Origin of the sequence: Tessaracoccus rhinocerotis (assembly GCF_007197885.1) — a bacterium.
In the GTDB taxonomy this organism is placed as follows: domain Bacteria; phylum Actinomycetota; class Actinomycetes; order Propionibacteriales; family Propionibacteriaceae; genus Arachnia; species Arachnia rhinocerotis.
Genome location: NZ_VKKG01000003.1, coordinates 65,766 through 86,265, shown reverse-complemented (window position 1 = coordinate 86,265; position 20,500 = coordinate 65,766). Strand labels below are relative to the sequence as shown.

General features: G+C 69.6%; 15 protein-coding genes. 8 read left to right on the top strand and 7 right to left on the bottom strand.

From position 1 onward, the window contains the following. Positions 1-5: 5 nt before the first annotated feature. Complete coding sequence (locus tag FOJ82_RS08560) at positions 6-884, bottom strand: pyruvate, water dikinase regulatory protein (protein WP_143938075.1); 879 nt, start codon at positions 882-884, stop codon at positions 6-8. A gap of 130 nt (positions 885-1,014) precedes the next feature. Here FOJ82_RS08560 and FOJ82_RS08555 point away from each other — a divergent pair, with 130 nt between their 5' ends. Together FOJ82_RS08555 and FOJ82_RS08550 are read left to right on the top strand one after the other, a co-directional pair. Beyond that, positions 1,015-3,531 carry a sodium-translocating pyrophosphatase gene (locus tag FOJ82_RS08555; RefSeq protein WP_143938074.1) on the top strand — a complete coding sequence of 839 codons (2,517 nt, stop codon included), beginning with the start codon at positions 1,015-1,017 and terminating at the stop codon, positions 3,529-3,531. Positions 3,532-3,651: 120 nt separating this feature from the next. Continuing rightward, positions 3,652-4,383, top strand: a complete 732-nt coding sequence (locus FOJ82_RS08550) for a DUF4282 domain-containing protein (RefSeq protein WP_143938073.1) — start codon at positions 3,652-3,654, stop codon at positions 4,381-4,383. Between the two features lie 36 nt (positions 4,384-4,419). On the opposite strand, the gene FOJ82_RS08545 is transcribed toward FOJ82_RS08550, so the two are convergent. Beyond that, entirely contained in the window at positions 4,420-5,667 is a 1,248-nt protein-coding gene (locus FOJ82_RS08545; protein ID WP_185975692.1) for a glycosyltransferase 87 family protein, read from the bottom strand. A 145-nt stretch (positions 5,668-5,812) separates the two neighbouring features. Here FOJ82_RS08545 and FOJ82_RS08540 point away from each other — a divergent pair, with 145 nt between their 5' ends. The 4 genes from FOJ82_RS08540 to FOJ82_RS08525 are packed head-to-tail and all read left to right on the top strand — an operon-like array spanning position 5,813 to position 9,979. Then, entirely contained in the window at positions 5,813-6,940 is a 1,128-nt protein-coding gene (locus FOJ82_RS08540) for a lipid II:glycine glycyltransferase FemX (protein WP_143938071.1), read from the top strand. A gap of 1 nt (position 6,941) precedes the next feature. Further along, positions 6,942-7,973 (top strand): alanine racemase, encoded by a 1,032-nt coding sequence (locus tag FOJ82_RS08535; protein ID WP_143938070.1) that lies wholly within the window; start codon positions 6,942-6,944, stop codon positions 7,971-7,973. Between the two features lie 50 nt (positions 7,974-8,023). Next, a complete protein-coding gene (locus FOJ82_RS08530; protein ID WP_143938069.1) occupies positions 8,024-8,470 on the top strand; it encodes a Fur family transcriptional regulator in 447 nt (148 codons plus the stop codon). 45 nt (positions 8,471-8,515) lie between these two features. Beyond that, positions 8,516-9,979, top strand: a complete 1,464-nt coding sequence (locus FOJ82_RS08525) for a catalase (protein ID WP_143938068.1) — start codon at positions 8,516-8,518, stop codon at positions 9,977-9,979. 55 nt (positions 9,980-10,034) lie between these two features. Here FOJ82_RS08525 and FOJ82_RS08520 read toward each other — a convergent pair whose 3' ends face one another. From FOJ82_RS08520 to FOJ82_RS08500, 5 genes are all read right to left on the bottom strand, one after another. After that, positions 10,035-11,414, bottom strand: a complete 1,380-nt coding sequence (locus tag FOJ82_RS08520; protein WP_143938067.1) for a hypothetical protein — start codon at positions 11,412-11,414, stop codon at positions 10,035-10,037. Between the two features lie 73 nt (positions 11,415-11,487). Continuing rightward, positions 11,488-13,869, bottom strand: coding sequence for a transglycosylase domain-containing protein (locus FOJ82_RS08515; protein WP_143938066.1), 2,382 nt, complete (start codon positions 13,867-13,869; stop codon positions 11,488-11,490). Beyond that, entirely contained in the window at positions 13,862-14,278 is a 417-nt protein-coding gene (locus tag FOJ82_RS08510; RefSeq protein WP_143938065.1) for a DUF5318 family protein, read from the bottom strand. Before FOJ82_RS08510 ends, FOJ82_RS08515 begins: the two co-directional genes overlap by 8 nt. A gap of 240 nt (positions 14,279-14,518) precedes the next feature. Then, positions 14,519-15,406 carry a mechanosensitive ion channel family protein gene (locus tag FOJ82_RS08505; protein ID WP_143938064.1) on the bottom strand — a complete coding sequence of 296 codons (888 nt, stop codon included), beginning with the start codon at positions 15,404-15,406 and terminating at the stop codon, positions 14,519-14,521. Positions 15,407-15,423: 17 nt separating this feature from the next. Beyond that, complete coding sequence (locus tag FOJ82_RS08500; protein ID WP_185975691.1) at positions 15,424-16,833, bottom strand: M23 family metallopeptidase; 1,410 nt, start codon at positions 16,831-16,833, stop codon at positions 15,424-15,426. Between the two features lie 207 nt (positions 16,834-17,040). Between FOJ82_RS08500 and FOJ82_RS08495 the strand changes: the two genes are divergently transcribed. Both FOJ82_RS08495 and FOJ82_RS08490 read left to right on the top strand, forming a co-directional pair. Then, positions 17,041-18,480: a CCA tRNA nucleotidyltransferase gene (locus FOJ82_RS08495; protein ID WP_246099814.1), complete on the top strand. Its 1,440-nt coding sequence runs from the start codon at positions 17,041-17,043 to the stop codon at positions 18,478-18,480. 73 nt (positions 18,481-18,553) lie between these two features. Next, positions 18,554-20,500 carry a DUF6049 family protein gene (locus FOJ82_RS08490; RefSeq protein WP_143938061.1) on the top strand — a complete coding sequence of 649 codons (1,947 nt, stop codon included), beginning with the start codon at positions 18,554-18,556 and terminating at the stop codon, positions 20,498-20,500.

Genomic DNA, 20,500 nt, shown 5'->3' with positions numbered 1-20,500 from the left:
ACTCGTCACCGGGAGGGGCGCGCCACCCCGGGCACCTGTCGCAGGGCTTGACCGACCCGTCGGGCGCGGGACTGCACCAGGTCCACGATCCGCGACGCCAGTTCCTCCAGCGCCACCCCGGTGGTGTCGACGATGGGGCACTTCAGCTGCTGCTGCACCTGCCGCACCTCGAACAGCTCCTCGTAGATCCGGTCCAGGTCGGCGTAGCCGTCGCGCGTGCCGAAGCCTCCCATGCCACGGACCCGCTCACCCCGGATTTTCTGCAGCTGCGTGGCCTCCATCGTCAACCCGACCAGCCGCCACGAGTCGACGGTGAACAGTTCCTCCGGCGGCGCGATCCCGGGCACCAGCGGCACGTTGGCGGTCTTGAACCCGAGGTAGCCCAGGTACATCGACAACGGCGTCTTGCCGGACCTCGATGCCCCCGTCAGCACGATGTCGGCCTGCCGGAGCGCGCCGGGCGCGGCGCCGTCGTCATTGCGGACGGCGAAGTCGATGGCGGCGATCCGGGTGAAGTAGTCCGTCTCCACCCCGACGGGGCGGCGCGGCGCGTCATCGGCCTCGGCGCCGGAGGCGTGCTCGATGGCGTCGAGGGTGTCGCTCATCAGGTCCACGTACGGGACGCCGAGGTCGGTGCAGATCTCCTCCACCAGCTCCACGAGCTCGTCCTCGACGAGCGTGAACAGCACGACGTTCGGCCTGCCCCGGCGTTCGCGCAGCCCCTCCAGGGCGTCGTGGACGGACTGCTTGGAGGTCATCCGCCGGTGTCTGACGAGCCGCACCTCCTGGCCGGGGAACTGGGCGACGGCGGCGCGCGCGATGCGGACCGCGGACTCCCCCGAGGAGTCGGCGACGATGTGGATCTCCAGCGGCTCTGCTGACATGGCGTCAATCTAGCGGTGGGGGTGAAAGCGATTGTCCGACCCCGGTGTTTCCGGCCGGAACTGCCGGGCGTAGCATCCGGACCATACGGGCGATGGAGTCCGATTTCAGCACCTCGCAGGAGTGATCCGAATGGGCACAACAGCATCCAACGAAGGGCGAGTACAGCCACGGAGGGCGACCCGACGGCGCTGGTGGGCGGCAGTCGCCGGAGCCGGCACGCTGGTCCTTTCCGCCTGCGCCGGGCAGACACCGTCCGGCGACGGCCACCAGGTCGGTGGCGAGGCAAACCTGCAACTGCCGGACCTCGGCTCGGTCAAGTTCGTGGGGCTCCCCGGCGACGTCCTGCTCGCGCTCGGGCTCGTCGTGTGCGCGCTCGGGCTCGTGTTCGGGCTGGTCACCTACCGCCAGCTGCGGGCGATGCCCGCGCACCACTCCATGCGCGAGATCTCGGAGCTGATCTATCGCACCTGCAAGACCTACCTCGTGCAGCAGGGCCGGTTCCTCCTGCTGCTGTGGGCGTTCATCGCGACGATCATCATCGTCTACTACCTGTTCCTGGTGGGATTCGGCGTGGGCCGCACGGCCATCGTCATCGGGTTCTCCCTGGTGGGCATGGCCGGCTCCTACGCCGTCGCCTGGTACGGCATCCGCGTCAACACGTTCGCCAACTCCCGCGCCGCCCACGCCTCCCTCGGCGGCAGGCCCTACCCGCTGCACGACATCCCGATGCGCGCCGGCATGAGCGTGGGCATGGTGCTGATCTCCGTCGAACTGGCGATGATGCTGGTGATCCTGGTGTTCCTGCCCGGCGAGATCGCCGGTGCCTGTTTCATCGGGTTCGCCATCGGCGAGTCGCTCGGCGCAGCGGCGCTGCGGATCGCGGGCGGCATCTTCACCAAGATCGCCGACATCGGGGCTGACCTGATGAAGATCGTGCTGGGCATCCGCGAGGACGACGCCCGCAACCCGGGCGTGATCGCCGACTGCGTCGGTGACAACGCCGGCGACTCCGTCGGCCCCTCCGCCGACGGCTTCGAGACCTACGGCGTCACCGGCGTCGCCCTGATCACCTTCGTCCTCCTGGGCGTGCCGGACCCGACGATGCAGGTGGCCCTGCTGGTTTGGCTGTTCGTCGTCCGCGCCGTGATGTTGGTCGGCTCCGGCATCTCGTACTTCGTGAACCACGCGATCACCCGCCGCCGCCACCGCGACTCCGTCGACATGGACTTCGAGTCACCGCTCACCTCACTCGTGTGGCTGACTTCGGTGATCTGCATCGCCGCGACGTTCGGCACCTCGGCCCTGCTGCTGACCGGCATGGGCGACGGCCTGTGGTGGAAGTTGTCCCTGATCGTGAGCTGCGGCACGCTCGCGGGTGCACTGATCCCCGAACTGGTGAAGGTGTTCACCTCCCCCAACGCCAAGCACACGCGCGAGGTGGTGGTGTCCTCCAGCAAGGGCGGCGCTTCGCTCAACATCCTGTCCGGCCTGGTGGCCGGCAACTTCTCCGCGTACTGGATCGGGCTGGCGATCGCCGGCCTGATGTCGGTGGCGTACTGGATCTCGAACCTCGGCCTCGGAGACCTGATGCTCGCCCCGGCCGTGTTCGCGTTCGGTCTGGTGGCCTTCGGCTTCCTCGGGCTGGGTCCCGTGACGATCGCCGTCGACTCCTACGGTCCCGTGACCGACAACGCGCAGTCCGTCTTCGAGTTGTCCCGGATCGAGGACCTCGGCGTCGACGACGAGCTCGAGACCGAGTTCGGGGCCGCCCCGGACCACGAGCGGGCCAAGTTCCTGCTCGAGTCCAACGACGGCGCCGGCAACACGTTCAAGGCGACGGCGAAGCCCGTGCTGATCGGCACCGCCGTCGTCGGTGCCACCACGATGATCTTCTCGATCATGATGGGCCTCACCGAGAAGCTGACCGAGAACGTCGACAAGCTCTCCCTGCTGCACGCACCCTTCCTGCTCGGCCTGATCGTCGGCGGCGCGGTGATCTACTGGTTCACCGGCGCCTCGATCCAGGCGGTGACCACCGGTGCCTACCGCGCCGTGGAGTACATCGGTGCCAACATCCGGCTCGACGGCACCACTCGCGCCTCGACGAAGGACTCCTCGAAGGTGGTTGAGATCTGCACTCGCTACGCCCAGAAGGGCATGCTCAACATCTTCCTGGGCATCTTCTTCGCCACCTTGGCCTTCGCGTTCGTGGAGCCCTTCTTCTTCATCGGTTACCTGATCTCGATGGCGCTGTTCGGGCTCTTCCAGGCGATCTTCATGGCCAACGCCGGCGGCGCATGGGACAACGCGAAGAAGCTGGTGGAGGTGGACCTTGCCGCCAAGGGCACCCCGCTGCACGCCGCGACGGTCGTCGGCGACACCGTCGGCGATCCCTACAAGGACACGTCCTCGGTGGCCCTGAACCCGGTGATCAAGTTCACGACGCTGTTCGGCCTGCTGGCCGTCGAACTCGCCCTCGCGCTGGCCCACCAGGGCCTGGGGAACCTCACCACCGCCCTCGCCGTCGTCTTCGGCCTCGCGTCGATGTACTTCGCGTTCCGCTCCTTCCACGGCATGCGGATCGGGGAGGAGATCGAGGACCTGGATGTCTCGGAGGGAGCGGTCGCGACGGCCGAGCACTCCTGATCGTGAAATCACCCCGATTGCACGCCTGATGTGGAATGGTGAAGGCGTCCGGTCGGCCCGGGAGCACGATCGCGCCCGCAGGACCGAACGGACCCGACAGCACTACTGAAGGACTCGATCATGACCGACCCGAACAACCCCTACGGACCGAACTCCGGCAACCAGGGCCCCGACGGCCAGCCCTCGGCCAACCCCTACGGCCAGCCGTCTGCGGGCGACGCCTACGGCCAGCAGTCCACGCCCGACCCGTACTCCCAGCAGCAGGCCTCTGACCCGTACTCGCAGCAGCAGTCGGCCGACCCGTACGCCCAGCAGCAGCCGGCCGACCCCTACGGCCAGCCGTCAGCCGACCCGTACGCGCAGCAGCAGCCGGCCGGACCGTACGGCCAGCCCTCCGCCTCCGACCAGTACGCGCAGCAGCAGGCGGCGGACCCGTACGGCCAGCAGGCACAGGGGCAGTACGCCCAGCAGGGCCAGTACGCCCAGCCCGACCCGTACGCGCAGGGCTACGCCGGCCCCGGCGGCGGCCCCTCCTACGGAGGCAGCACCGATCTGGGCTCCCAGGGCAAGGGCTTCTTCGGCGCCCTGTTCGACTTCAGCTTCTCCACCTTCGTCACCCCGAAGATCATCAAGCTCGTCTACATGATCGGCACGGTGCTCATCGGGCTGGGCCTGGTGATCTTCCTCATCTCCTCGCTGGTGACCGGTGAGGCGCTCGCCATCCTGGCCGCGATCATCGTCGGCCCGATCGTCGCCCTCATCTACCTGGCCATCATGCGAATGACGCTCGAGATGTACTTCGCCGTGGTGCGCCTGTCCGAGGACGTCCACCACCGCCTGCCCAAGCAGTGACACCGGGCCGGCAGCGCCGGTCCCACGATGTGCGAATCAGAGCCCCTCGCGAACCTCGCGGGGGGCTCTGGTCGCCAGTACCCACGCCGTCGCGAAGAACAGGATCCCCCAGATCACGTACGAGTTCCCGACGACGGACTCCCACGCCTCCCACGGCGCGGCCGCGCTGGGTTCCGGCTCGACGTGCCAGATGCCCTGGCTGTAGAACACCAGCACGCCGAGCGCCGTCGTCCCCAGCAGCAGCACCCCGGTGGCGCCAGACGTGCGCAGTCCCAGGGCCAGGAGGACGATCAGCGCCGGGACCAGCCACACCCAGTGGTGTGCCCAGGACACGGGCGAGGCCAGCAGCGCGTAGATTCCCATGACGAGCATCGCGACGACATCGTGCCCGCGCCTGCACAGCAGGTGCATCAGCAGCAGCGAGCTCAGCCCCAGCACGGCGCAGATGCCGAACCAGAGCAGCGTCGTCGTGGACTCGCCCAACCAGAGCCGGTTCAGCAGGCCGTTGAGGGACTGGTTCGAGACGTAGGAGAGCTCGCCGATGCGGGTCGGGTCGGAGAGCGTCTCGCTCCAGTACTGCACCGAAGCGTCCCAGGTGATCAGGAACCCGATGCCGGTGTAGACGAGCGCGGACCCGATGCCCACCAGCAGCGCCCGCCAGTCCCGGCGCGCCAGGAAGTAGGCGAGGAACACCGCAGGCGTGAGCTTGATCGCCAGCGCCAGCCCGACCAACGAGCCCTGCCACCACCGACCCCGGCCGGCCAGCACGTCGATGACCACCAGCGCCATCAGCACCACGTTCACCTGCCCGAACTCGATGGTCTCCCGCACCGGGATGATCCACATCAGCACCGACGCCAGCGCGACCGCGACCCACGCGGCCTCGGCGAGGCGCCGGTCGAGCACCTCGCGGACCACCAGCAGCACGACGACCAACAGCGCCGCGAGTGTCACCAGCGTGAAGATGACGTTGGCCACGTCGAAGGAAAACAACGTCAGCGGCACGAACAGCACCGCCGCGATGGGCGGGTAGGTGAACGGCAGGTTCGCCCCGACCGCCGTGTCCGGCAGCACGCCGTAGAGGTCACCGCCGTCGCGGAAGACCTGGGCGCCGAGGCGGTAGACGTCGAGGTCGATCCGGTACGGGATCCACGGGTCCACCGTCGGGATGCCGAACACGAGGCAGTTGACTCCCCAGGCCAGGAAGAGGACTGCGGCCACCCGTGCGGCGCGCGAGCCGAGGTAGAGCTCCAGGAGCTGGTTCGCGAGCCGGGTGGGTTGCATTGCCTCATTATTGCTGGTGACCAGCTCCGGCGGCACGCCGAGGACCGTGCCCGGGCGTGCGCGACCCGAGGCGCGTCGCCGGAGCCTGTCACGGTGGGATCCCGGCACCCGGCCGCCCGATGGCTCCTCCGGTAGGTTGGGGGACGTGACTATCGACGTACGGCCCATCACCGCGGAGCAGCATCTCGCGTTCATCGCGGAGCGCGGCTCGGCATCGTTCCTGCAGACCCCGGCCTGGGCGAGCGTGAAGTCCGAGTGGCGCGGCGAGTCCCTCGGCTGGTTCGACGGGACGGCACTGATCGGGGTCGGACTGGTGCTATACCGGCAGCTGCCCAAGCTGAAGCGCTATCTCGCCTACCTCCCCGAGGGCCCCGTCCTGGACTGGGAGCGCACCGACATCGAGGAGCAGCTCGACGCCCTGGTGGGGTACGCGAGGACCGCGAAGGCGTTCGCCGTCCGGATCGGTCCGGCGCTGAGGCACCACGCCTGGGGTCCGGCCACCATCAAGCAGGCGATCGCCGACGAGCAGGTCACCCGGCTCTCGCAGGTCGAGGCCGACGAGACCTCCCTCGCAGGCACCCGCTGGCTGCGGCAGCTGCAGCACCTCCACTGGCGCCCCGTCTCCGGCGACGAGGGCTTCTCCGCAGGGCAGCCCAAGTTCAACTTCCAGCTCCCGCTGCGCCACGCCGACGGCAGCCCCAAGTCCGAGGATGAACTCCTCAAGGGCATGAACCAGCTGTGGCGGCGCAACATCAAGAAGGCCGCCAAGTCCGGCGTCGAGGTCCGGCGCGGGACCCGCGACGATCTCGCCCGCTTCCACGAGATCTACCTGGAAACCGCCGAGCGCGACGGCTTCACCGGCCGCGCCCTCAGCTACTTCGAGACCATGTGGGACGCGCTCAACGCCGAGGACCCGGAGCGGATGCGCGTCTACCTGGCCGAACACGAGGGCGACCTCGTGGCCGCGACCACCATGATCGTGGTCGGCGAGCACTCCTGGTACTCCTACGGCGCCTCCACCACCGCCAAGCGCGACGTCCGGGGCTCCAACGCCGTGCAGTGGCAGATGATCCGCGACGCTGCCGCGGCCGGGTGCGCGGTCTACGACCTGCGCGGCATCACCGAGGGCGTCGGTGCCGACGATCCGGAGATCGGGCTGATCCAGTTCAAGGTGGGCACCGGCGGCGAGGCCGTGGCCTACCTCGGGGAGTGGGACAAGCCGATCAACCCGGTCCTCTACCTCGCCTTCGACCAGTACATGAAGAGGCGCTGACATGACCCTCCGCCTGAACGTGGACGCCGACGCCTGGCGCAGCCACCACCGCAGCCTGCTCGAGCAGGTGCCGGGCCTGGTGCCCGTTGCCAAGGGCAATGGCTACGGCTTCGGCCTCGAGAACTGCGCCCGCGAGGCCGTCGCGCTGGGCGTCGACGCAATCGCCGTCGGGACCGCCCATGAGGTGCTGCCCGTCCGGCTCGCAGGCTGGAGCCGCGACGTCGTGGTGCTGAACCCGTGGCGGCCGGCGGACCCGCTGGCCACCAGCCTGCTCGAGGACGAGCACGTCATCAGCACAGTCTCCCGCACCCGCGACCTGGACCAGCTCCGGCAGTCCCACCAGCGCGCCCGCATCATCCTGGAACTGGACACCACGATGCACCGCCACGGCCTGCGGGCCGCAGACCTGGACCACGTCGTGACCGCCGGTCTGGCGCTCGAGGGCTGGGCCGTCCACCTGCCCGCGAACGGCTCCCTGGAGGAGGCGACGGCGCTGGCCCGCGCCGCGCTGGCCCACCAGCACGCGCCGGTCTGGGTCTCGCACCTGAGCGTCGCCGATTACGCGGCGTTCTCCACCGAGATGCCGGTGGAGACCCGGATGAGGGTCGGCACCAGGCTGTGGCTGGGCGCGCCGGAGGTCCTCGCGACCACCGCGACCGTGCTGGACGTCCACCCCGTCAAGCGCGGCGACCGGCTTGGCTACCACCAGGCCAGGGCCCCGCGCGACGGCTTCATAGTCGTCACCAGCGGTGGCACGGCCCACGGCATCGCGCTGGCCGCCCCGGTCCCCCAGCGCTCGCTGCGGCAGCGGATCAACACCATCGCCGATGGCGTGATGAGGGCCGCGGGCAACGCCCTGTCCCCGTTCACCGTCGGCGGCCGCAAGCGCCCGTTCGCGGAGCCGCCGCACATGCACTCGTCGATGCTCTTCGTAGCCGGCCGCCGCCCCCGCGTGGAGGTGGGCGACGAGGTCCCCGTCACCTGCCGCATGACCACCACGCGCTTCGACGAGGTCGTCCTCGGCCAGAGGTGAAAACCCCGCTTTCTTTGAATCATTCAAGAAAAGCGGGTACTGTGGGCGACATGCCCGCAACCGTGACGCTCAGCCCGGAGGAAGCCACCGCGCTCCTCCGGAACGCTGGTCTGCGCGTCACGCGCCAACGGGTCGCGGCGCTGCAGTCCCTGGCAGACCACAAGCACGCGACGGTGGACCATATCGTCACCTCCCTCGAGGGCGGGCTGCCCAAGGTCAGCTTCCAGGCCGTCTACCTCGTCGTGGCGGACCTCCTGCGAGCGGGCATCATCACCCGGCTCGACCTGCCCGGCCACCCCAGCCGCTACGAGCTGAACCTGCGGGACAACCACCACCACGTCGTGTGCACCGTGTGCGGCCGCGTCGAGGACGTCGCCTGCGCCGTCGGGGAGGCCCCGTGCCTGCACCCCAGCCAGACGCACGACATGGACATCGCCGTCGCCGATGTCCTCTACCGCGGCGTGTGCCGCGCGTGCCGGGAGAACCCGGCCCCCTGAATCGCTGTACCCACAACAGTCGAACCACAACAGAAAGCGAGCAACGTGACCAACCCCCACACCGGCTCCACCACCCAGGCCGGCATTCCCGCCGTCAGTGACCGCAACTCCCTGTCGGTCGGCGCGAACGGTCCGATCGTCCTGCACGACCACCACCTGGTCGAGACGCTGCAGCACTTCAACCGCATGAACGTGCCGGAGCGTCGCCCGCACGCCAAGGGCGCTGGCGCCTTCGGCGAGTTCGAGGTCACCGAGGACGTCTCGGCCTACACCAAGGCGGCCGTCTTCCAGCCCGGTGCGAAGACCCGCGTCCTCCAGCGCTTCTCCACGGTCGCGGGCGAGCTCGGCTCCCCCGACACCTGGCGCGACGTGCGCGGCTTCGCCATCAAGTTCTACACCGAGGAGGGCAACTTCGACCTCGTCGGCAACAACACCCCCGTGTTCTTCCTGCGTGACCCGATGAAGTTCCCCCACTTCATCCGTTCACAGAAGCGCCTCCCCGACTCCGGCCTGCGCGACGCCACGATGCAGTGGGACTTCTGGACCCAGAACCCCGAGTCCGCCCACCAGGTGACCTACGTGATGGGTGACCGTGGCCTGCCGACGTCGTGGCGCCACATGAACGGCTACGGCTCGCACACCTACATGTGGGTCAACGCGCAGGGCGAGAAGTTCTGGGTGGCATACCACTTCATCTCCCAGCAGGGCGTCGAGAACTTCACCGCCGACGAGGCCGACAAGCTGGCCGGCCTCGATGCGGAGCACCACCGTCGCGACCTGTTCGACAACATCGCCGAGGGCAACTTCCCCAAGTGGGACCTCTACGTGCAGGTGGTCCCCTACGCCGAGGCGAAGGACTACCGCTTCAACATCTTCGACCTCACCAAGACGATCTCGAAGAAGGACTACCCCCGCATCAAGGTGGGCACCCTCACGCTGAACGAGAACCCCACCAACTTCTTCGCCCAGATCGAGCAGGCGGCGTTCTCCCCGGCAAACATGGTCCCCGGCATGGGCATGAGCCCGGACAAGATGCTGCTGGGCCGCAACTTCGCCTACGCCGACGCGCAGCGCTACCGCATCGGCACCAACTTCCAGCAGCTGCCCGTGAACAAGCCGATCAACGAGGTCAAGTCCTACAACTTCGAGGGCAACATGACCTACGATCACCGCGGCGCCGCCCCGGTCTACGCCCCGAACTCCTTCGGTGAGTCCTGGTCCGACGAGACCGGCGCCATCGAGACGTCGTGGGAGACCGACGGCGACCTGGTGCGCTCCGCCTACACCCTGCACGCCGAGGACGACGACTTCGGCCAGGCCGGGACGCTCTACCGCGAGGTGTTCACCGACGAAGGGCGTGCGCGCTTCATCGACACCCTCACCGGCCAGGGCGAGGCCATCGAGAACGACGTCGTGCTGGAGAACTTCTTCCAGTACTGGACCGCCGTCGACGTCGATCTCGGCGCCGCGCTCCGTGAGCGTGTCAACGCCGAGGCCGACGCCGCCTGACGGCTCGCGATTCGAAGGAGGGGCCCCGGGCGACCGGGGCCCCTTTTGTCGTCGGTCAGGCAGCCGCGACCAAGCCCTCGTCGTCGAGGCGCTCCAGCTCCTCGCCGTCGGCAAGCACCCCGCCGATGGGGTCGCTGTGGTCGGGCGCGCGGAGGGGGTCGTCGGCGGGGCGCACGACGTCGCGCAGGAACAGCACCACCAGCCACAGGTCCACCGCGAGCCGCAGCCCGAGGGCCAGGAAGTAGAGCATCTCTGGGCCGGTCTTGGCCGATGTCAGGTGCCCCGACAGCCAGCCCCAGATCGCCAGGTAGTAGCCCACCTGCGCGACGCTGAAGACGATGTACTCCGGCCCGGCCGGGCGTGCCAGCACCAGGGCGAACAACAGCCACAGCCCGGTCTGCGGCGAGTAGGCCGCGCCGAGCATGGCGCACAAGAACACGAAGATGGCCACCACGGTGCCGACGCGCGGACGTCGCTTGCTGACGTAGAGCCAGGTCACCAGTACCGCCAGCAGGAACAGCAGCAGCATGAAACCGAGGTAGCCGGCCGCCCGGACGTTCCAGCCGGTGAGCTGCAGCAGGTACCACAGCGAGCCGTAGGAGGACTCGCCCCCGACCTGGTTCTGGTAGAACGAGATGACCTTGTCCACGTCGGTGAGCACGAGCGGGACGTGCACCACCACCCAGGTCAGGACGGCCGGCAACAGGAACAGCGCCTGCTGGGCCCAGGTGCCGCGCAGGCCGATGCACACCGCGACGGCGAGGATGACGATCATCGGCATGGTGCCGGCCGAGGCAGCGAGCCCGAGGACGATGCCCGCCTCGAGGACGCGGCGCTGCGCGAACTGGAGCAGTCCGACGGCGGTGAGCGCGATGGGCAGGATGTCCCAGTGGACCAGGCCGGAGGCAAACACCACGGGCGCGGCCGCGATCAGCATGCCGTCCCAGGTGCGGTACTTCCCGTTGCACGAGCCGCGGCCCATCATCGCGGTGGAGATGACCCACGCGAGGAAGAAGGCGAACAGCATGACGGCGTTCACGGCGAAGAAGATCTGGGCACCGTCGAGCTGGACCTGGACGTCGGCGTCGGCTCGGATGTCTGCGCCGAGCGCCGCGGAGATGCGCACCGTGGCGAGCACCAGCACGCCCAGGACGGGCGGGAACAGCATGCCGCCGTCACCGCCGAAGGGCGGGGTGCCCAGCCCGAACCCCTGCCCCGTGTACATCAGCGGGATGTCGGAGTAGCAGAGCCGGATGAATGCGTTGATGGGGTTGGTGGCGTCGGTCTGGATGCAGGGGACCTGCCGCACGGCCAGCACGGCGAACGCCAGGGCGGCCGTCAGGATGGTCCAGGGCAGCGGGTTGAACCAGCGTCCTGCGGCGCGGGCGTGCTTGCCCATGGGGCCGCCGAAGGCCGGGAGCAACGCGTTCTTCACGGGAACACCCTAGCCGTCAGGGGCGGCGCGGACCGCGCACCCGCCCAGGGTTGCGCAGTCCCGACGCCGGGCCCTAGCCGTCCCCGGGTGTGGCGGGCGGGCGGCTGGCCTCCTGCCCGGGCACCCCGCTGGAGCCCTGCCCCGGCTGGCTGGTGGCGTCGGGCTCCTCGGGTTCGTCGGTGGGCTCCGGCGGCGCCGAGGTGGGCTCCGGCTCCGGCTCCGAGGTGGGCTGCTCCGGCGTCGGCTCCTGGCTGGGCTCCTGCGTGGGCGGCTGGCTCTGGGTGGGCGTGGGCGTCGGGGTGGGCGTCGGCGTGGGAGAGGGCGTCTGGGACGGCGTGGGCGTCTCCGTCGGCGTCGGGGACTCCGACGGCGAGGGCTCTGGCTCCTCGGTGGTGGGCGTGCTCGTGGGCTCCTCGTCGCGGCCGTCCATCTCCTCGGGCTCGGCGAAGTCGAGCACCTCCATGCCCTCGGTGGCCTGCTGCATGTAGTCCACCCACGTCATCAGCGGGTAGCTGGAGGCGAAGAAGGTGCGGTCGCCCGGCCGCTTGAACGGCACCAGGTCGCCGTTGCCGCCGTCCCCGGCCACGTACATCACGGCGGTGGAGATCTGGCGGGTGTAGCCCACGAACCACGCCGAGGTGATGGTCTCCTCGATGCCGTTGGTGCCCGTCTTGCCGGCCACCGGCCGCCCGAGGTCGGACGCCTTGCGTCCGGTGCCCTCCTGCACGACGCTGGTGAGGGCGTCGGTCACGTTGGCGGCGACGTTGGGCTCGATGGTCTGCTCGGGGGCCTCCGGCGCCTCGTAGAGCACCTCTCCGAAGCGGTCCTCCACCCGCAGCACGATGTGGGTGTCCTTGCGCTTGCCCTCGTCGGCCAGGGTCGCGTACGAGTTGGCCATGTTCACCGGGCTGACCTCGGCGAAGCCGAGCGCGATGCGGTTGTGCGCGTCCCAGCCCGCGCCCGTCGGGGCCCCGGCGTCGTTGGCGGCCTTGATGACCTCGTTCGGGCCGTCGGGGATCTGCTGGGTCATGTCGACGAAGGCGGTGTTGATGGAGTCGGCGATGGCCTTGCGCAGGGTGACCGGCCCGTACTGCTGCTGGTTCTGGTTGTTGATGGTCTGGGTGTCACCGGTGGGTGTGAACGTGTCGCCGTTGAGGACGCTGTCCAGCGAGAACCCGTGGCGGAGACCCGCGACGGCGGCGAAGGCCTTGTACGTCGAGGCCGCAGGTCTGGCGGTGGTGGCCCAGTTGCGCGAGTTGGAGACGTAGTCCGGGCCGCCGTAGAGCGAGAGGATCCCGCCGGTGTAGTTGTCGACGGAGGACAGCGCGATGTGGAGGTCGGAGGCGCTGACCTCCTCGGTGGACTCCTCGGCAGCCAGCCTGGTGTGCTCCTGCGCGACGGTGGTGGCCGCGGCCTGCATGCCCTTGTCCAGGGTGGTGACGATCTTGAGCCCGCCGCCGGAGATCTGCGCGTCGGTGAAACCGATCTCTGCCATCTCGTCCTCGACCATGGAGATCAGGAAGCCCTTGGGGCCGCCGTAGCGGTTGTTGACTGGTACCTCCGGGAACTCGGGGAGCTTGTCGACGGAGGCGTCGTACTCGGCCTGGGTGATGGTGCCCATCTCGAGCATGCCGCCGAGCACGTAGTTGTAGCGGCCGCGCAGGCGCTCGACCTTCTCCTCCCCGCCGGAGGGGTTGAACCCTGCCGGGTTGTTCAGGATGGCCGCCAGCGCGGCCGCCTCCTGGACGGTGAGCTCCTCGGCCGGCTTGAGGAAGAACGACTTCGCCGCGGCTTGGATGCCGTAGGCGCCGCGGCCGAAGTAGATGGTGTTCAGGTAGCCCTCGAGGATCTCCTCCTTGGTCACCTCACGGCCCATCTTCACGGCCAGGACCAGTTCCCGGACCTTGCGGGAGAACGTCCGCTCGGACGTCAGGTACATGACCTTGATGTACTGCTGGGTGATCGTCGAGCCGCCGCCCTGGATCTCACCACCGCGCACGATGTTCCACATCGCTCGCGCGATGCCGCTCACGGAGAAGCCGGGATCCTCCCAGAAGGTCCGGTTCTCCGCAGCCACGACGGCGTCCTTCATGACCTGCGGCATGTCGGCGAAGTCCATGGTGACGCGGTTCTGGACCGCGAGCGAGCCCAGCTGGTTGCGACCGTCGTTGTAGTAGATGAAGGTCGTGTTGGTGGTGAAGTCCTCGTTCGGGTCCGGGAGGTCCGTCGTCGCGTAGAGCAGCAGGAAGCCGCCAAGTCCGGTGAGCCCGAACAGGAGAACAGCCACCAGGCCGACGATGCCGACGCGGCCCCAGATCTTGCGCGCGTTCGACTTCTTGCTCCCCCGCTTGGCGGAACCACGCACGGGCTTCTTCCCGGCCGTGGCCGCCCTCGGGTTCGTCTTCTTGCCGCTCGACTTCTTCGCAGCCCGCGTCGGGGTCTTGCGTTCAGCCATAGATGTCCTCAACCGTCTTCCGTCTGCGTGGCGGCTTGCGCTTGCGCCCGTCGCCCAGCAGGTATGCCTTGATCATGTGGTTCCACCCACATTCGGTGCAGACCTCGACGACGCACACCTTGAACTCGCCGTACTCGTCCTGCATCTCTTCCAGTTCCTTCGTGGACTTGATCCGCCCGGAGTACTGGCCGAGTTGCTCACCGAAGACATAATTCAGGTTGATCAGTGGCGCGTGGCTGCACATGGGGCATCCGACGCTGGATTCCTCCCCGTGGTGCAGCGCGGCACGGACCAGGAGCGGGTCGGCGTCGCAGACGTCGGGCCCCATGACGCGCGACGGCCTACGCGCCGCCTCGAGCGTCGCCCGCCGCTGCAGCGCGTAGTCAACTTCCTGCCGTTTGGACCACATCACGTCAAGACTAAACGCGCACGCAAGCACAGGGGCGCTGATTCGCCCCAACGGGCGGTCCACCGTCGCCTCCGAGCGGTCGGGCCCTGCGCAAGACTGTCGCGCTCCGCGCGGCACTCGGGCTCCACCGCAACACTGTTGCGCTGAGGGCTGTTCGGCCGCGCGCGAGAGTGTCGCGCTGGGCGCGGCACTCGAGGGCCAGCGCAACACTGTTGCGCTGGGACCGACCCCGGGCGACGGTCAGGCGGTGGCGGGCGGCACCTCGGCGGTGCCGGGCAGGATCGGGCCGCGGATGCCGGCGGCGGCGACGGCGCGCTTGGCCCGCAGTCGCACCTCGCGCATCGCGCCCCACTGGTTGTTGGCGGTCGTCTTGATCAGGATGTTCAGCGTCATGGTGCCGCCGGACATGGAGTCCACGCCGAGGACCGTCGGCTCCTGGAGCAGCACCTGCGCCCACTCCGGCTCCTCGTCCATCCCACTGATCGCCCCGCGCAGCACGGAGGCCACCTTCTCCGGGTTCTCGTCGATGGCCACCGGCACCTCGATCATCGCGGTCGAGAACCCCTGCGAGATGTTGCCCAGGGTCAGGATCTCGCCGTTGCGCAGGTACCAGACGGTTCCCGTGGCGGTGCGGACCTTCGTCACGCGCAGGCTCACCTCCAGCACGGTGCCCGTGACGCTGCCCACCTCGATCAGGTCGCCGATGCCGAACTGGTCCTCGGCCAGCATGAAGATGCCGGACAGGTAGTCCTTCACCAGCGACTGCGCGCCGAAGCCGATGGCCAGCCCGCCGACGCCGGCCGATGCCAGCAGGGGCGTCATGGGGACCCCGACGATGGCCAGGACCGTGAGGACGGTCACGATGCCGATGACCACGTCGACGACGTTGTTCAGCAGGGACCCCAGCGTGGAGACCCGCTGCTTGTGCCGCTCCGAGGCCAACCCACTGGCCCGTGCCAGCAACCGCTGCGCCTTCGTCCCCAGGTCGTCGGCGGCCTTCTCCGGGGCCCGGTCGGCCAACGACCGGGTCACGCGCCGGATGAGCAGTTTCAGGAACAGGCGCAGCACCAGCGCCATGACGAGGACGAGGACCACCAGGACGGCGCGCTCGAGGATTTCAGCAGGCATGCCCCCATCTTGCACGCTCAGTCAGCGGTGGCGGTGCTCTCGGAGGTGACGGTGGGCGTGGCGTCGGGCGTCGGCGTGACCTGCCGCGTGCCGGTGACGCTGGCGCTGGGCGATTGCCCCACGTTGCCGGACGGGCTCACCGCGATGCTGCTCGACCCGCTCGGTCGGGGCGAGGACCCGCTCGGACTCGGCGACGACCCACTCGGACTGGGCGAGGACCCGCTCGGACTGGGCGAGGGGGAGCCGCTCGGCCCGTCGGTGGGGCCGGGGGACTGCGAACCGCTCGGCCCGTCGCTCGGGCTGGGCGACGGCGTCTCGCTCGGCTCCCCCGTCGGGGTCGGCGTGGGCGACGGTGAGGCGCTCGGGTCCGGGGAGGCGCAGGGGTTCGGGTCCGACGTCGCCCCCGGAGCCGGGGTCGCTCCCGGGTCGGGCGACTCGGAACAGGTCGGGGTGGGCTCGGCCCCGCAGGTCGGGTCCGTCGTCGGGTCGGCGCTGGGATCGGCGCTGGGCGCGGGCGAGCAGCTCGGCCGCGGCGAGTTCGTCGGCGTGGGCGAAGGCGAGGGCGAGGGCGACACGGTGGCCGACGGCGTGGCCGAGGGTGTCGGCGACTCCGTGACGGTGGGCGTCACGGTTGGCGAGGGCGTCGGGGAGGGAGACTGGCTGGGCGTGGCGGTCGGCGTCGGCCTCGGGGTGGGTCGGGCGATCGGCCGGTTGGTCATCTGGGAGGTGTCCACGTCGACGATCTCGCCGTTGAGCCACTGCTCGGGGTTGGTGTACCAACCGTTGGCGACGACCTCGAAGTGCAGGTGGCAGCCGGTGGAGTAGCCCGTGTTGCCAACGCGCCCGACGCCCTGGTGGACGGTGACCTGCTGGCCGACGCGGACTCCCACGGCGGAGAGGTGGTTGTAGGTGGTGACCACGTGGTAGCCGCCGATCCGGCCGTGGTCGACCCGCACCTGCATGCCGTTGCCGCCGGCCCAGCCGACCTTCGTCACCTTGCCCGGTGCGGCGGCGCCGACCGGCGTGCCGCACGCAGCCGCGAAGTCGAGGCCGGTGTGCAGCTTCCAGACGCGCAGGATGGGGTGGAACCGGTTGCCGAACCGGGAGGTCTTGCGGCCCGAGACCGGCTGGGACAGGAGCGCCCCCCTCGGCAGGTCGACGGCCGGGACCGTGTACTGCGACTTCGTCGTCGTCGGGGTGGCCGCGGCGGCCATGGTGGGAGCCAGGCTCGGGAGTCCGGCGGCCAACAACTCGGGGGCCTCGGCCGGCGGCGCCATCGTGACCCTGGCGTCAGCGCGGTGGTTCTCGAGTTCGGTCTCGGGGGTGGGGCGGGCGTCGACCGGCGGCGCGGACTCGACCACCGGGATCGCCTGGACGTCGCTCTCGCCCATGGTGGTGTAGGCGACGGCGCCCGTCAGGGCAGCCACGATCCCCACGGCAACAATGCCGGAGCCAATTCGACGTCTGGCCACGTCCACCCACTTCCGAGTCAACGTTCCTAGGGAAACATGGAAGGGGTTCAACACGCCAGAGCCTCCGGCCAACCGATCATTCTCACACGGCGACACCGACCACTTCTGCAACGACACGACCGGCGTGACCGGAGGTGCGGCGGCAACGTAGACTGTTCCCTCGTGCCGAGCCTCACCCAAGCCCAGAAGAACGCCGTCGAAGAGTTGCTGCGGATATCCAGCATCATCGACGAGCTCGGCGACCTCTTCCACGAGGCCGGCGAGCGCCTCTACCTCGTGGGTGGGTCGGTGCGCGACGCGCTGCTGGGCGGCCTCGGCCACGACCTGGACTTCACCACCTCGGCCATGCCGGACGTCACCGCCCGCCTGCTGTCCCGGTTCACGCCGACGACGTGGGACATCGGCAAGGCCTTCGGCACCATCGGCGCCCTCCGGAAGCACGACGGCCAGGAGTGGCAGATCGAGGTCACGACCTTCCGCGCCGACGCCTACGAGCCGGGCTCCCGCAAGCCGATCGTCGCCTTCGGTGACAACCTCGCCGACGACCTCGTCCGCCGCGACTTCACCGTCAACGCCATGGCCGTCGACGTCCGCACGCGCGAGTTCATCGACCCGCACGGCGGCCTGGAGGACCTGGCCGCGGGCCTCCTGCGGACTCCGGCCGCACCGGAGATCTCGTTCTCCGACGACCCGCTGCGCATGATGCGCGGCGCCCGGTTCGCGTCGCGGCTGGGCTTCCGCGTGGCCCCCGAGGTCGAGGCCGCGATGAAGTCGATGGCCGAGCGCATCAACATCGTCTCCGCCGAGCGCATCCAGGGCGAGCTGTCCGGCCTCCTGCTGACCGACTCCCCCCGCGCCGGCCTCGACCTGCTCGTGCGCACCGGCATCGCGGACCACGTGCTGCCCGAGCTGCCGGCACTCAAGCTCGAACTGGACGAGCACCACCGCCACAAGGACGTCTACGAGCATTCCCTGATCGTGCTCGAGCAGAGCATCGACCTCGAGAAGGCCCGCGGCCACGAACCCGACCTGATCGGCCGCATCGCCGCGCTCCTGCACGACATCGGCAAGCCCGCCACCCGCCGCTTCGAGGGCAGCAAGGTCACCTTCCACCACCACGACGTCGTGGGCGCCAAGCTGGTCACCAAGCGGCTCCGCGCGCTCAACTACCCGTCGAACGTGGTGAAGTCCGTCGCCCTGCTGATCGAGCTGCACCTGCGCTTCCACGGCTACTCCGAGGGCCAGTGGAGCGACTCGGCCGTGCGCCGCTACGTCCGCGACGCCGGGGACCAGCTCGAGCGGCTGCACATCCTCACGCGATCCGACTGCACCACCCGCAACAAGGCGAAGGCGACGCGGCTGCGGCGCGCCTACGAGGAACTGGAGTGGCGCATCGACGAGCTCGCCGAGCAGGAGGAGCTGGCCGCGATCCGTCCCCACCTCGACGGCACGCAGATCATGGAGGTCCTCGGCATCGGTCCCGGCCGGGAGGTGGGCGAGGCCTACAAGTTCCTGCTCGAGCACCGCCTCGAGCACGGCCCCGTCGACGACGAGGCCGCCAGGCAGCTGCTGCTGGACTGGTGGGCGAAGCGCCAGTCCTGAGCCGGCGCCGCGGACCGGGTGCGCCACCCGCCTCGCCGCCCGGACGACTCCGGCCGCACACTACGATGGACCGGTGATCGCAACCCGTCCCCGCCTCCGCGCCCTGATCGCGGCGCTGCTGGTGCTGGTGGCGGCGGTCATGATCGCACCGACGGCGCGCGCCGAGGACGCCGCGACCATCGACGTGACGATCACCGACGTGTCCACCCCCGTCCTGGACCTGACTGATCCGGAACAGGTCGTCGAGATCAGCGGCACCATCATCAACACCTCGGCCACCCGGGTCCGTTACGTGGCCATCAACTTCTGGCACTCCAGCGATCCGATCACTTCCACTGACGCGCTGGCCGCCGCCGTCGACTCGCACCCCACCGATCCGCTCGGCGAGCGGACCGAGCCCTGGTCCGAGGAGTCCGGCCACATCCAGGTGATCACCCGCGGCGACGACGACTGGTTCGAGCCCGGCGAACGCGCCACCTTCACGGTGAGCGCCAAGGTCTCCGAGTTCGCGCTGCCCACCGACGAGGCCGTCTACCGGATCGGGGTGCACGTGCGCGGCATCCCTGAGGCGGGCGACGGCAACGTGACCGTCGGCCGCGGCCGCATCCTCGCTGTCGCCACGCAGGGCGAGCTGGAGATCGCGCCCGTGGTGAAGCTGACCGCCACCCCCACCCGGATGGCCACCGGCGAGTTCCTCGACGACAGCCTCCTCACCGCACTCGAGGGAAACCTGGGCGAACTGCTCGAGACCGCCGAGACCAGCGGCGCAACGGTGCTCCTGGACCCCTCCCTCCTGTCCGAGGCGACTGCCCTGGGCGAGGACCACGTCGTCGGCGACGAGGAGCACGAGGGGCACGAGACCGCGGCCGAGTGGGCCGAGCGGGCGCGCGCGCTCACCCTCGACGGCGGCGCGCTCCGGCTCCCGTACGCGGACCCGGACGTGGCGCGCTCCGTCGTGCAGGACAACCTGGGCGAGGTGATGGGTTGGCAGGCGACGGCGGTGGCCTCCGAACCCACCCGGTCCCTGCCGCTGGCCGTGGACCTGGGCGGCGACGCCACGTCGGCCAACACGTCGACGCTCGGACGCTACGGCGTGGGGACGATCTTCGCGGACAACGTGATGGGCGAGGGCACCGGCACCGGCGGGGTGGTGGCCGTGGACGAGATCGCGCAGACCGGCATGGGCCCGGGCGGCCGTGACTCCGCCGCGCAGCAGCTCTCCCGCCGGCTCGCCGAGGAGTTCGTCTCCGACGGCCCCCGCGTCTACCTGCTGCGCACACCGGCCGACGTCGCGGCCCTCGGCTCGCTGGAGCACAACACCCTGGTGCCGGTTCCCGACAACGGCGGGGGCACCACCCAGTTCACGCCGCAGCAGACGGTGCCGGAGCCGCACCTGCAGCTCGCGGCGGAGCTGGAGCTGGTCCACTCCCGAGCCCAGTTCCTGCAGGACCTGACGGGCGAGTCGGACCCCGAACTCATGGAGGTGCTCTCGGCCAAGGCATCGGCGTCGGGCTTCGCCGACGAGGCAGCGGCGGTGGCCTACGTCGAGGCGCATCCCCTGGCCACCGTCGACACGAACCAGGTCACCATCAGCGCCGCCCAGCAGTTCGTGATGGGATCGCGCACCAACAACTTCCCCGTCACGGTCACCAACGGGCTCAGGTTCCCGGTGACCGTGCGCCTCGTGTTCGACAGCGCCTCACCGCAGCGCATCCAGGTGCCGCCCACGGACTTCGTCACGCTCGAGCCCGGCGAGAACCTCTCACTGAACATCACCCCGGAGGCCTCGTCCAACGGCGTGGTGGCCGTCGAGGCCTGGTTGCAGACCCGCGGCGAGGAGAACTTCGGCCTGCCCGTGACCATTGAGATCACCGCCACCAACCTCGGCAGCGTGGGCTGGATCATCATCATCGTCTCCGGCGCGGTCGTGCTGGGCGGGACGTTCCTGCGGATCCGGGCCGTGCAGCGCGAGAACGCCAGGGCCGACGCCGAACAGGCCGACGACCCCCCGGCTGAGTAG

Bases quoted from the DNA above. Each gene is read 5' to 3' on its own strand.
- FOJ82_RS08560 (WP_143938075.1), bottom strand. From the start codon at position 884: ATGTCAGCAGAGCCGCTGGAGATCCACATCGTCGCCGACTCCTCGGGG.
- FOJ82_RS08555 (WP_143938074.1), top strand. From the start codon at position 1,015: ATGGGCACAACAGCATCCAACGAAGGGCGAGTACAGCCACGGAGGGCG.
- FOJ82_RS08550 (WP_143938073.1), top strand. From the start codon at position 3,652: ATGACCGACCCGAACAACCCCTACGGACCGAACTCCGGCAACCAGGGC.
- FOJ82_RS08545 (WP_185975692.1), bottom strand. From the start codon at position 5,667: ATGCAACCCACCCGGCTCGCGAACCAGCTCCTGGAGCTCTACCTCGGC.
- FOJ82_RS08535 (WP_143938070.1), top strand. From the start codon at position 6,942: ATGACCCTCCGCCTGAACGTGGACGCCGACGCCTGGCGCAGCCACCAC.
- FOJ82_RS08530 (WP_143938069.1), top strand. From the start codon at position 8,024: ATGCCCGCAACCGTGACGCTCAGCCCGGAGGAAGCCACCGCGCTCCTC.
- FOJ82_RS08515 (WP_143938066.1), bottom strand. From the start codon at position 13,869: ATGGCTGAACGCAAGACCCCGACGCGGGCTGCGAAGAAGTCGAGCGGC.
- FOJ82_RS08510 (WP_143938065.1), bottom strand. From the start codon at position 14,278: ATGTGGTCCAAACGGCAGGAAGTTGACTACGCGCTGCAGCGGCGGGCG.
- FOJ82_RS08505 (WP_143938064.1), bottom strand. From the start codon at position 15,406: ATGCCTGCTGAAATCCTCGAGCGCGCCGTCCTGGTGGTCCTCGTCCTC.